Genomic DNA, 12,792 nt, shown 5'->3' on the forward strand with positions numbered 1-12,792 from the left:
AAAGCATAAGAACCCATTTCTCGCCTTATATCAATGTGGTGACCAGAAATCTTATTATCAAAGCAGAGGGTCTTGTAAAGAGATACGGTGAACTCACGGCAGTTGATGGCGTAAGTTTTTATGTGGAAGAAGGGGAAATGTTCGGCTTCCTTGGTCCTAACGGCGCAGGAAAGACCACCACTATGAAAATGGTTCAGTGCGTTTCACCTAAAACATCTGGTAAGCTTGAGGTCTTTGGGATGGATGCATCTGCGCATCCACGTGAAATTAAAAAAGACATGGGTGTTGTTCCCCAGGAGAACAATCTGGACCCTGATTTTACTGTGTACGAGAATCTCAGGAACTATTCCCGATATTTTGACATCCCTTCTAAAGAAGCAGATAAACGTATAGCAGAACTTCTTGATTTCGTGCAGCTTGTGGACAAAAAGAACGTCATGTCAGAATCCCTTTCAGGGGGCATGAAACGCCGTCTTGTGCTTGCACGGGCCCTCCTGAACAACCCTCGGCTTATAGTGCTTGATGAACCTACTGTAGGCCTTGATCCCCAGGCCAGGCATCTTATATGGGATAAATTGCGGTCTCTCAAAAAAAGAGGTGTTACCATTGTGCTTACAACCCATTATCTGGATGAAGCGGAAAAATTATGTGACAGGCTTATATTAATGGATCATGGGGAAATAGTCGTAGAGGGTGAGCCTGGGCAGATAATAAAGGATCATATTGGCACTGGTGTGGTGGAAGTTGATAACCACCCTGAAGTTGTGGAATGCCTACAAAAAAGTGGATCAAGCTATGAGATAATGGGAGATATCATAGTGATATATACAAATGACCCCATGCATATTACGGACCAGCTCAGCATGGAGTGCTCTCTGGATAAGATCACCACCAGAAAAGCCACACTTGAAGACGTGTTCCTTAAACTCACAGGCAGAAAACTTAGGGAGTAATTATGTCCTATTTGCAATACTTCCAGATCCCGGAACTTGACAGAAGGCTCTTAAAGGTCTGGCTAAGGAACAAGGATGTTTTCATGAAGAACATTAAACTTAATTTCCTGCCACCTTTTCTCGAACCCATACTATACCTGCTGGCCATGGGATTCGGGCTAGGAACATTCGTAGATGACATCGGTGGCGTGTCCTATGCACAATTTATAGCTCCCGCCCTTATAGCAGTGTCTGTGATGTACGCTTCTTTCTTCGAGTGTACCTATAGTTCTTATGTAAGAATGTATTACCAAAAGACGTTCGATGCCATTATAGCTACTCCTCTCATTATTGAGGATGTGATCGCTGGAGAATTGTTCTGGGGAGCCACTCGTAGTGCTATAAATGCCTTGGTGATGGTACCTGTGATCGCAGCTTTTGGGTTGATAGATCTGAAGTATGCTCTGCTAATTATTCCCTTTGCGTTTTTAGCAGGCTTGCTCTTTGCCTGTATAGGCATGTGCTTTACGGCATTGACACCAAACATTATGGTTCTTGAATACCCGGCCTTGTTGTTCATCACTCCAATGTTCCTGTTCAGCGGAACATTCTTTCCTCTGGAAGTGCTGCCTGAACCCATACAATACTTTGCCTTTGCCTTCTTACCACTCACCCATATCGTGAGGGTCATACGGTCCCTTGCTTATGGTTCTTTAGAATTGTCCCTGCTCTCAAGCCTGTTATGGATATTTATGGCATCGTTGCTTTTTTTTGTATTGTCCATGAATCTCATGAAGAAAAAACTGATCGTATGATAAATTGTTGAAAGCGATATATTGAATTAATAATATGATATTTGGTATACGATGAATAGATATATCCTGCTCATTGCCTGCTTCCTGGCAGTAGTTACCCTATCAGGATGCATAGACGAATTGGTGCCTTTGGAAAAAGTATCCGAGCCACCTGATTCCTCGATGTATGAGTTTGACGTGTTTCTCAACGGAAGTCAGCTCAATGGCAGTTTTGCAAGGACAAGCACTTTCTATCTGTCTACAAATTCCAGTGCAAAAGTTGTAAACATGATCGATAATGAGTCATTATTGGATATCATGCCTCTGGAGGACATCACAAGAACGGATGCTGAAATACTGTCAAACATAGTGGTCATAGCTGATTATGCTAATAATACCAGTTCTTCTATCGATATTTTTCAGAACTATTCAACAGAGCAAAAAGTATCATCTTTAAACTATACGATCTCTGAAAAAGTGATAAAGGGACAGAAACATATCTACCTCAACTTCAGTGAACCCATAAGAGGTTATGTGGCATATACAATGGCTGTGCCCACCGGCCAGAATTTCCTCCACATTTCTCAGGCACCATCAGTAGTTCGTATAGTACTGCCAGAAGGTTATACTACAGGAAATTCATTAGTAGGCAGGGCAAGACCAGACCCACAAGACATATATTATGATAACAAAGGGCGGATGAATCTGGTATGGTATAATATGGGTACAGAGAAAAGTTCTGTAGTAGGCATGTTCGAGACCCTGTTCAAGACTGAGGTCCAAACACCTCCCAATACAATAAAGCTCATAGCAGTGAAGTTCTACAAGGATTCGGCACCAGGCCATCTACTTGTTGCCGGAGTGATATTGAGTTCTCTTGCTTTGATAGTGATCGCAGATTACCTCAAAAAAAGAAGAAGATTAAGAAAACTGCGTGAAGAGATCGAAGCCGGAGCGAAGGGAAAAAAGCCACAGACATAGTTCAATGTTTCTGACATGACTATATGTTTATTTCCATTCCATCGAATCCCAGAGGTAATTCTCTGGAGGCTATCTCATGTGGTGCAAAATAGTGGCTCAGGTGAGTAAAAACAACTTTTTTTGCTCTAATCTCTCTGGCAAGGTCTAGTGCCTCTTCAGAATTCATATGTTTTTTTACTTCTACAGTTGGCGGTACTATTGCATCGGCGATGAGAATATCAGGGTTAACTATTAGCTCAAGGCTCCTGGCAGAGATGTTGCGTTGTGTATCTCCTGTGATAACCACTTTTTTCTGACCTTCTTTTATTATTACCCCGACAGGTCTTTTAGCTGGCGGATGCATCACTTCGAAGAGTGTGAATTCCAGGCCTATCAGCAAAAAAGGAGTGTACATTTTCACTTCGTGACGTCGGGGGTGCATGTAGTGCAGATATTCCAATATGTAATCCAGAGTCTCTTTTATTCCATATACATCCACATTGTACTGTACTCTGTGGAACTCAGCAAAACCTGCAAAATGATCATAATGCGTATGCGTCCATATCACACCATCAACATGCCGGACACTATTACCAAGCAGCTGAGAACGTAGGTCCGGACCTGTATCCACAAGCACCTTTCCTTTTTCCGACTCAACGAGGATAGAAGATCTTGTTCTCCTGCTGCGCCCACCGTTTTGAGCATCAGTACAGGCTGGACATGTGCATCCTATTACAGGAGTGCCTGGAGCATCACCTGTTCCCAGAAGAGTGATCTTCATGCGTATTAGACCTGATCGGAATATTCATCTGTTTTCATAACGGCCCTTTCATTGAACGCATCAACTGCATTGAGCATATCCTGCTGTGTTAGCTCAGTCCTTTCCTCTATAAGGGCGGTGAGCACACTTTCCCTTATGACCATCCTCAGATCGGATCCGCTGTATCCTTCGGTGAGAGCTGCAATCTCAGAGTTATCAAATACACCAGGGATGGGTTTTGTGATTATATCAAGGATACGTATTCTCATTTCCTCGTCTGGCAACGGGAAGTTCATGATCTCATCAAATCTTCTCCAGGCTGCAGAATCCAGCATCCTTGGATGGTTCGTGGCTGCCATGAGCAATACTCCGTCCCTTGTGAGACTTATGTCATCAATTGCTTTGAGCAAAGTATTCACAGCTCTCTTCAAAGCTGCATGTTCATCAGAGGTTCTTGTCTTGGCAACAAAATCAAATTCATCAATAAAAAGGATGCAAGGGTTCAACCTTTTAGCAAGAGCGAACACTCTGTCTATGTTCTTTGCAGTTTCTCCGAGATACTGATCAGTGATCATGGAGAGCTTGACCTCAACAAAAGGAATTGCAAGACGTTCGGACATTGCCCTTGCAACACTTGTCTTGCCAGTACCCGGTGGGCCCACCATGAGGATCTTTCCGATGTCGTACAGGCCAATCTTGTTCAGATAATCCCTATATTGAATGGCCTTAACGATCTTCTCGACCTCAGATTCCTGTTCCTTTGTGAGTACAAGGTCCTTCAAAGGCTGAACAATATCTTCAGGGGCCTTAATGTGGACAAGTTTAAGCATGTCATCGCCCCCTTCCTCAGCAGCAATGGCATTTATCAGAGACTCGATCCATTCCCTGTCAACTTCCTTAGGTCTTATCTTGCTGCGGGCATCAGCGTAATTTGCACCTTCTAACTTCTTTTTCTCATAGTAATATGCCAGACAGGGATTATGCGCAATCTTTTCAAGAGCCCCCTCCCTTTTTTCAAACCATTCAGCAGCTACCTCGAACGCTGTAAGGCGAATGCGAAAATCGCGTTCATTTGCATCTATAAAAGGCAGTGACCTTATCTCTCCCTTGAGTTCCTTTATCTCAAAGAGTTTTTCGATATCCGAATTAGAAACGGATAGTGGTCTGGGAACTGTTCTTTTTTCCCTGTTCCAGTAGTTTTTCCTCACATTTTTTGGAAGGTCACTTATTTCCAGTTCCGAATATTTGTTGAATATATGGGTGGTAAGCAAAAGCTCAACTATATCGAGGGTTATGTCCGCCATGTTCTAACCGATCAAAAGTGTTCTGTATTTTCAGAAGTCCATCGTTTGGGCATCTTATATAAGTGTTCTTTTTAAATAAGCTTTTGTATAATTAAGGATGTGCTGCACAAGTTGTGAGATCAGACTTTTTTTACTTTCCCTTTTACAGGAAAATATATATCGCCGGCTTCCAGTAACCTGGCAATTGTTTTCTCGAGATCATTTCTATCAATATCCAATACTTTACATTTCTCTTCCAGTTCGTCTATGCCCAGTTCCCCTCCGGCTGAAATAGCCTCAAGTATGATCTTGGAAATGTCTTTGTTACGAGCTTTCTGACCCTTATTTGGTGCAGCGAAACAAATCCCGCCTGTTGGATCGTTGTTCTGAGATATATTACACTGAAAACTCTGTGAATGGATCGTGTGTACAGGTCCATTTGCCTGTATCTTTGCCTGCATCAAAGTACGGGCCTTGACAACCTCGTCAAGGTTTTCAGAGGTGCTGGTCAATTGTAGCTTTCTTACCTCCAGCCTGGCACCACATCTCTGGCATTGCACTGTCCTGGAAGTACCAACTTCTATGATCTGTGCATGCATCCGGCATTTAGTACATACTATTACCCCATACATCACAAACACTTCTTATGCCAGGTATAAATATTGTACTGCTCATAAAGACCGAGGATGCACCTTATACGTGAGGCACAAGAAAAAGACATAGCCGGAGTAGTTATTATAGAAGATATGTCATTTCCGGTACCTTGGCCAGATTTTCTTTTCAGGGCAAATCTGGGAAATCCTGGTTTTATCGTATATGAAGACAAAAAAAATATACTGGGGTATGCCATCCTTGGAACATTTATGGACAATGCTCATTTGCTCAGCATTGCAGTGCACCCGGAGCACCGAAGATATGGCATTGGCTCATTTTTATTAAAAGCCTGTATATCTATTGCCCGATGCTATGGATATGGGTGTATAACTCTTGAGGTCAGGGAAAAGAACCTGGAAGGACAGAAATTCTACCAAGCACATGGCTTCAAGGAAAAAGAAATAGTTCCTGGCTATTATCTTGAGGACAATGCTGTGAGAATGTATCTCAAGATATGATTCATTTTCCATACCTTCTCTGTCTTTTTCTGAAATCCCGGAGGATCCTTAGCAGATCTATTTTTCTGAAACCTATCCAGTTAACATCCGTGAAGAACAGCTCTGAATACACAGACTGCCATATCATGAAATCCGACAGATGCTTGCCTCCGGCCCTTATAACAAGGTCAGGTTCATGTTTCAACATGAGATGAGATTCTATGGTCTTTTCGTCAATTTGTTCAGGAGAGATCTTTTTCATTTTTACGTCTTCAAGTATGGTCCTTACAGCCTTTGTGATCTCGCTGCGTCCACCAAAATCGATCGCCATATATACCATAAGCTTCGGACCGCTTCTTGTCTTAACAGATTCACCCGTAGCATTATATATCTCAAACCCTATCTCTTTGGGAAGCTGCTCCATCAGCAAACTAAGAGGGTCCAGCAAACTTGCCATCATTGCTGACCGAAGTTTCTCTTCAGTGTCCAGCACATCCACATATATACTTATAACCTTGATGTGCAGTTCCAGACACCAGTGAATATATGTTGCTAACTTGTCCATCCCCTTCTTGTAAAGCAGATCACTCTCTGATATTACCAGGGTGAGATTTTCAGGAATGGAGTAATTGTTGCGAGAAAGATCTCTGAGGAGATACTTTTCATACACTGAACTTAATATGCTCCTATATTTCATATACCCAGCTTTTTTTATAATTTTCTTTTTCTGTTATTTTGCTGTCGAAACGATCTTCACCACTGAACCATTTTCAAGCTCATGTTTTTCTCCCAGTCTCATCTTCGTCTTTGCATCCACCGCATACAGGAACCTATCGCCTATATCCGAATGTACCTTGTATGCAAGCTGATGGGCATTAGACCCTCTTTTCATAAGGAATGCATCCGGCAGCATTTTTCCATGTTTGTCTGTCCATTTACCTTCATCTTCCACAGGATATACAACTATCAGATCAAGCAGTTCGAATACGGCTTTGTTGATGCATTCCTGAATGCCTGTATTGTGCATTTTATGCAGAAAATTTCGTATGCTCTCAAGTGCCTTCTGTTGGGCAGGACTGAGATCCTGGGAAATTATAGAAAAATCTTTGTCTCCAAGGTCGTAATTGATAGCTCCTGCTTTTGAGGCAGACCTAAGGGCAAGTTCTGCAGCGGCGCTTGTAGGCACTACGATCCCTCCAACAGCTTTTAGTTTCTCTAAGTTCTGAGCAGGTGCAATATCAGCTTTGTTGGCTGCAATTATCATAGGCTTGCTGATCACCCTTATCTTATCGCACAGGTCGATTATTTCTTTGTCTGTCCATTTGGTAATGTTATGATCAAGTCTTGTCATCAAAAGTGCTTCAATTACCTGTGATTCCTCAACTCCTGTACCTGCCAGCTGTTCTGCCAGTACTCTTTCGATCTTCAGGTTCTCTCCCTGCATCTTACGGGATAATTTCTGCCAATTACGTTTGAGTATACCTACCATCCACATGGTGATCTCATGGTTGAGGAACTGCACGTCTTCAACAGGATCATGACATCCGATATCGACAGGATTTCCTTCTATATCTGTACAGCCTGCTGCATCTATTACGTGTATGATGGCCTGAGCCTGCCTGAGATCATCAAGAAAAGTGTTTCCAAGACCCTTGCCCATATGCGCATCGGGTACAAGGCCTGCAACATCTATGAGTTCAATAGGCACATAGCGTATACCATCCACACAGTTGCCACATCTGTGATCTTTCTCTATGCAAGGGCATTTGACCCTTACATATGTGACACCTTTGTTGGGGTGGATGGTTGTAAATGGGTAATTAGCTATTTCCACATCTGCGAGAGTGGAAGCTTTGAAAAAGGTGGATTTTCCTGAGTTGGGTTTTCCTGCAAGTCCTATGGTCATCGACATAATCCATTAAATTCGCTTGTCAGGATTTAACTTTTTTTAATTGCAACTTACTATTGATCTCACTTGATAATAATCCACCAACAAACTTTTATCTAAATAGTACATTAGACATGAAACCAGTTGTCCCGATAGGGTAGTGGATATCCTTGAGGCCTGCGGAGCCTTAGACCCGAGTTCAAATCTCGGTCGGGACGTTAAAATAATTAAGTGCTATGCATTCACTTCGCTTGATCTATTAAGATGCGAAGTGAAATTAACACTTAAGTTAAAACTATCTAGTCTTCGATTATCTTCATGAATTCTGGTTCCTTCCTTATATTTTCGAAATCACTATCATTCAGCGCATATTCTAGGTAGGACTTTTCCAGTTCGACAGCATATTTAAGAGACCTGATAGCTTCTTTATTCCTACCAGTACGGGAATATGCACATGCCTTATTGTACCACACTTCTGCAAAGTTTGGTTGCAGTTCTATTGCTTTCTGGTAATTTTCCAGTGCTTCGTCGAACTTTCCAAGATTTGCAAGAGCAGCACCCTTGCTGTTCCATGCTTCTGCATGATCACCTTTAAGCATGGTCACCTTGTCAAAAGCCTCCAAAGATTCCTGGAAATTCCCAAGGTTACCCAGGTCGATACCTTTGTTGTACCATGCTTCAAAGAAATCAGGTTTTAATTCCAGCGCCTTCTCAAAGTTCTTTATGGCTTCCTCGTGCCTGCCAAGACTTGAAAGTACTACCCCTTTAGTGTTCCATGATCTCGGATTGTCCGGCTTAAGTTTGATGGTCTTATCCAGAGCTTCAAGACTCTCCTGGAGCCTTCCAAGGTTAGCAAGCAAAATGCCAATGCTGTTCCATGCTTCAGGATAATCGGGTTTTATTTCTGTAGCTTTTTCGAATGCTTCCAAAGCTTCAATAGACTTTCCAAGATGTGCAAGAGTAACTCCTTTATCGCGCCATGTTTTAGCAAGATCAGGTTTCAAAGCAAGCGATTTTTCCAGCGCTTCAAGACTCTTTTCATGCTTGCCCATATTCTCAAGGGCAACACCTTTTTCACGCCATGCTTCTGCAAAATCTGGTTTGAGTTCCAGTGCTTTCTGGTGATGCTCCAAAGATTCCCCGTATTTACCCAGCTTATTCAATACCATACCCATATTGTACAGTGTATCCGGATGGTTAGGCTTAAGGTCTAGTGCCTTCTTGTAAGAATTCAGAGCTTCTTCATATTTACCCATATTTGAAAGTACCATACCCCTGCTATTCCATGCATCTGCGTAGTCAGGGTGTAGCTCTACAGCTTTTTCAAATGCTTCCAATGCCTTCTGGTAATTTCCAAGATGGTTGAGGGCCATACATTTGCCATTCCAGGCCTCTGAGAAATCTGGCTTTATCTTTAAAGCCTTTTCCAGAGCTTTCAGAGCATCATCATATCTCTGTAGTTTTATAAGGGTACTACCAGTCCCTTTCCATGCTTCAGCAAAGGAGGGCTTAAGGCTTTTTGCTCTTTCAAATGCTTCAAGAGCCTGCTGATATCTTTCAAGCTTTTCATAAATTATCCCCTTTCCACACCAGGCATCTGCCATCTCTGGTTCAAGATCCAATGCCCTTTGGTAGTTTTCCAAAGCGTCATCATATTTCTCAAGTTTGGATAGAGTGGTTGCCCTGTTATACCACGCTTCTGCACAATTTGGTCTAAGTTCCAATGCTTTATCGTAACTGCCCATAGCCTCTGTGTATCTTCCAAGCTCTGCAAAAGCACTTCCCATGTTAGACCATGCCTGAGCAAATTCTGGTTCACTTACCACCATTTTCTGATAACTTGCCACTGCTTCTTCATATTTACCCATTCCTGCAAATACAACAGCCTGATTGAATAAGCCTCTTGGTAGCTCAGGGTCAATTTCAAGAGCTTTCTGGTAGTTGTGCAATGCCTCTTCATATTGTCCAAGTTCTGCAAGTGTCATTCCCAGCCTGTTAAAGAACTGTGCATTTCCGGGTTCAAGTTCAGAGGCTTTTCTGAGAGCTATAAGTGCTTCTTCATGATCGCCCTGATCTCCAAGGATGACACCCTTATTATACCATGCCGGGCCAATTTTTGGATCGATCTCCAAGACCTTTAAAAAACAATCCAGAGCTTTATGCTGTTTACCAGTACTGATACGTATCAATCCCATGCTGTACCATGCTTCTGAGTGTTGTGGTCTTATCCTTACAACTTTCTCGAAAGCCTCTATTGCATCCTGATTCTTTCCAAGCTCTGTAAGCATCTTTCCTTTGTAGTACCAGGCCTGTACATTCTCTGGATCTAACTTTGAAGCCTCTGTAAATGCTTCAAGTGCATCTTCATGTCTTTCAAGCTTCGAAAGTGCTTCTCCTTTGCTGTACCAGATATCTGCATGCTGTGGGTCTAGATCCAAAGTTCTTTCAAAAGCATCAAGTGAATCACTATATTGTCCTAGCTTTAAAAGTGCTCTTCCTTTGCTTCCCCAGACATCAAAAAGGTTGGCATTGATCTTTAAAGATCTCTCATAATCATGCAGTGCTTCTTCACATTTTCCAAACCTTTCATGAACATTGCCCAATCTATACCATGCCTGTGCATTATCAGGTTCAAGTTCTGTTGTGTTTGCAAATGCTTCCAATGCCTTTTCATTTTTTTCCAGGCCCTCGTAAGCAATACCCTTATAATACCATATTCCTGCCTTGTTGTCATCATTTGAGCTTGCGTTCTCCAAGGCTGCCAGTGCTTCCAGGTATTTCCCGGATTCCGCAAGTATCTTGCCCCTGTTATACCACGCTTGCAAATTTTCCGGGTCTAAGTCTGTAACCTTTTTAAATGCTGCAAGTGCCTTTTCATGTTTTCCAAGCTCAGCAAGGATAACAGCTTTTCCATACCAGGCTCCTGTAATGTCGGGTTCATGGTCCAGTGCCTTTTCATAGCTTTCCAGTGCCTCTTCCGCTCTTTCCAGTTTTTGAAGGAGTATGCCTCTGCTATACCAAGCCTGAGCATTATCAGGTTGAAGATCAGTTGCCCTTGTAAATGCTTCAAGTGCACTTTGTTGCTGTCCAAGAGTTTCATAGACCTTGCCTTTTTCATACCAGGCCTCTGTAAGCTTCGGTTCGATCTCTGTTGCCCTTATGTGGCTTTGCAGAGCTTCTTCGTTCCTTCCAAGCTTTTCCAGCAAGGTTCCTTTATTGAACCAGATCTTGGCATTATCCGGCTCTATATCTGTCACATTTGTGAAAGCTTCAATAGCCTCCTCGTACATTCCAAGCTCATTGAAAAGTGCTCCTTTATCATTCCATATCCTGGCATCTTCCGGACGTATCTCCAGTGCCCTGTCAAATGCTTCTAGAGCTTTCTGGAACCTTCCCAACTTCCACAGAACAGTAGCCTTACTGTACCAGGCTTCAGCATTCTGCGGCTCCAGTTTAAGTGCTTTGTCATATTCTGCAAGTGCCTCTTCGTTACTTCCAAGAGTTTCATGAGCCAAACCTTTGCCATACCATGCCTGTGCAAAATCTGGTTTTAGTTCAAGTGTTTTATCGAAAGCTTCCAGTGCTTCAGTATATTTACCCACTTTGATGCAGGCCTTGCCTTTGCCTTCCCACGCATCGACCATTGAAGTCTTGATCTCAGTGGCCTTCTCAAATGCTTCCAGTGCGTCCCAGTATTTTCCGAGCTGCAACAGAGCTTTTCCTTGCCCGTTCCATGCCTGGGCAAGTGTGGGATCAAGTTGCAGTGCTTTACAATAGTTCTCTAATGCATCTGCATAGTTACTTATCTCAGCTAATGTGAAAGCCTTGTTATTCCATGCATTAGCATAGTTAGAATCTATCTTTAATGCTTCATCGAACTCAAGAGATGCTTCCTCAAGTGAACCTGCACAGTAAAATCCAATACCACAGTTAAGGTGGTATGCTGCAGAGAGTTCACAATCAAGGATAGTTGCAAATCTACTATAGTCACACAGTGAAACAAATTCCTTTTTTATTTGCGGAGGTATGTCGGTATTTGGAAGTGTGTTGAATTGTTCAAAATCCACATCCGATATATCTACCTTATGTGTGAAGGACTCTTTCAGCTGTCGGATCTTTTTTTCTAATTCTTCTCTTTTCTTATGTTCCATAATTAAAAGATATAACAATGAAATCGTTGAAACTATTAGGAAGTAAAGAAGTAAGTTCCCTCCAAGTGTAACTACCATGAGATCACGTTCCGTTTTAAGAAATATATCTATAATTAATATATTGTTCACCTTTATAGATATATCCTACAAAAAAACTTAAGTGTAAGATTATATTGTTTAGTTCGTAGGTTTATATATGGCTAAATTATATTTTTTTAGATATTAGTAGTAATGCTCTTTGATAATTTATCTGATGCAGGATCACTCATAAAAATTACCCGCATAGTGATAAATAGTCTTGCTTCAACAAGAGGTAGACGAGTATGAAAATAATGTGATATTACTATAGAAAAAAAGCATAGAAATGTTTATCTTAACTTAGGCCATACTATAGAACATGGCAATAAAAAACTTTGACACTTGGATTGCCGACAGAGGCTCCGATTCTGATATTTTCAGAAAATTCTATATCAAGCTCAGTAATGAACAGTTGTCTCCAGCAAGTAGGGATACATATCTTCACAACCTGAATAGGATAATCACAACCGCGAGAACGGTATCGCCGGACATTGATTTCAGGAACCTGACTGTAGACTCAGTTGAAGAAATTGTTTTCGCAATCACTAGGAAGTATGGAGCAGGACCAGATAAGAAAGAGCAGAAGCATACGCTTTTTAGCCTAAAGATGGCTATGCGGAAGTATTGCGAGTTATGTGGACCAGGCACCCTTGAAGACAGGACAAGGCTACGGGATACCATAAGGGTTAAAGCAATCCCGAAAGAGGAAACGAAAGAACATGATGAACTTATAACAAGAGCTGAACTCGATAAAATGCTCAAAGCCTGTCCTCATCCCCGCGATGCCGCGTTAATCGCATTATTATACGATACAGGCGGACGTATTGGGGAGATACTTGCTCTGAACATAGAACA

10 protein-coding genes, 1 tRNA gene and 1 pseudogene are annotated in these 12,792 nt (G+C 42.1%); 6 read left to right on the top strand and 6 right to left on the bottom strand.

Annotated features, from left to right (window positions below; genetic code table 11):
* The first annotated feature begins 38 nt into the window (after positions 1–38).
* From A4E24_RS03095 to A4E24_RS03105, 3 genes are read left to right on the top strand one after another with little or no spacing between them, the layout of a single operon-like run.
* Positions 39–953: an ABC transporter ATP-binding protein gene (locus A4E24_RS03095; RefSeq protein WP_292351565.1), complete on the top strand. Its 915-nt coding sequence runs from the start codon at positions 39–41 to the stop codon at positions 951–953.
* A gap of 2 nt (positions 954–955) precedes the next feature.
* Positions 956–1,747, top strand: coding sequence for an ABC transporter permease (locus tag A4E24_RS03100; protein WP_292351566.1), 792 nt, complete (start codon positions 956–958; stop codon positions 1,745–1,747).
* A gap of 51 nt (positions 1,748–1,798) precedes the next feature.
* Positions 1,799–2,707 (top strand): DUF5803 family protein, encoded by a 909-nt coding sequence (locus tag A4E24_RS03105; RefSeq protein WP_292351568.1) that lies wholly within the window; start codon positions 1,799–1,801, stop codon positions 2,705–2,707.
* 19 nt (positions 2,708–2,726) lie between these two features.
* On the opposite strand, the gene A4E24_RS03110 is transcribed toward A4E24_RS03105, so the two are convergent.
* From A4E24_RS03110 to A4E24_RS03120, 3 genes are all read right to left on the bottom strand, one after another.
* Positions 2,727–3,467 (bottom strand): MBL fold metallo-hydrolase, encoded by a 741-nt coding sequence (locus A4E24_RS03110; RefSeq protein ID WP_292351570.1) that lies wholly within the window; start codon positions 3,465–3,467, stop codon positions 2,727–2,729.
* Between the two features lie 5 nt (positions 3,468–3,472).
* The gene (locus A4E24_RS03115) at positions 3,473–4,750 is read right to left on the bottom strand and encodes an ATP-binding protein (RefSeq protein ID WP_292351572.1); all 1,278 of its coding nucleotides are present in this window, start codon (positions 4,748–4,750) and stop codon (positions 3,473–3,475) included.
* A 119-nt stretch (positions 4,751–4,869) separates the two neighbouring features.
* On the bottom strand, positions 4,870–5,361 hold the full coding sequence (locus A4E24_RS03120) for a DUF5817 domain-containing protein (RefSeq protein WP_292351574.1): 492 nt from the start codon (positions 5,359–5,361) through the stop codon (positions 4,870–4,872).
* A gap of 54 nt (positions 5,362–5,415) precedes the next feature.
* Here A4E24_RS03120 and rimI point away from each other — a divergent pair, with 54 nt between their 5' ends.
* On the top strand, positions 5,416–5,841 hold the full coding sequence (rimI, locus tag A4E24_RS03125; protein WP_292351576.1) for a ribosomal protein S18-alanine N-acetyltransferase: 426 nt from the start codon (positions 5,416–5,418) through the stop codon (positions 5,839–5,841).
* A 1-nt stretch (position 5,842) separates the two neighbouring features.
* Here the strand turns inward: rimI and A4E24_RS03130 are convergent, their stop codons facing one another.
* Both A4E24_RS03130 and A4E24_RS03135 read right to left on the bottom strand, forming a co-directional pair.
* Entirely contained in the window at positions 5,843–6,490 is a 648-nt protein-coding gene (locus tag A4E24_RS03130) for an undecaprenyl diphosphate synthase family protein (RefSeq protein WP_292351578.1), read from the bottom strand.
* 60 nt (positions 6,491–6,550) lie between these two features.
* Entirely contained in the window at positions 6,551–7,732 is a 1,182-nt protein-coding gene (locus A4E24_RS03135; RefSeq protein ID WP_292351580.1) for a redox-regulated ATPase YchF, read from the bottom strand.
* Between the two features lie 122 nt (positions 7,733–7,854).
* On the opposite strand from A4E24_RS03135, the gene A4E24_RS03140 reads away from it, so the two are divergent.
* A tRNA-Arg gene (locus tag A4E24_RS03140) sits at positions 7,855–7,926 on the top strand.
* 81 nt (positions 7,927–8,007) lie between these two features.
* Here A4E24_RS03140 and A4E24_RS03145 read toward each other — a convergent pair.
* Positions 8,008–11,859, bottom strand: coding sequence for a tetratricopeptide repeat protein (locus A4E24_RS03145; RefSeq protein ID WP_292351582.1), 3,852 nt, complete (start codon positions 11,857–11,859; stop codon positions 8,008–8,010).
* A gap of 397 nt (positions 11,860–12,256) precedes the next feature.
* Between A4E24_RS03145 and A4E24_RS03150 the strand changes: the two are divergent.
* Positions 12,257–12,792: pseudogene (locus A4E24_RS03150) on the top strand (hypothetical protein); the annotation flags it as partial.

The organism is Methanomethylovorans sp. PtaU1.Bin093 (genome assembly GCF_002067275.1).
Classification (GTDB): domain Archaea; phylum Halobacteriota; class Methanosarcinia; order Methanosarcinales; family Methanosarcinaceae; genus Methanomethylovorans.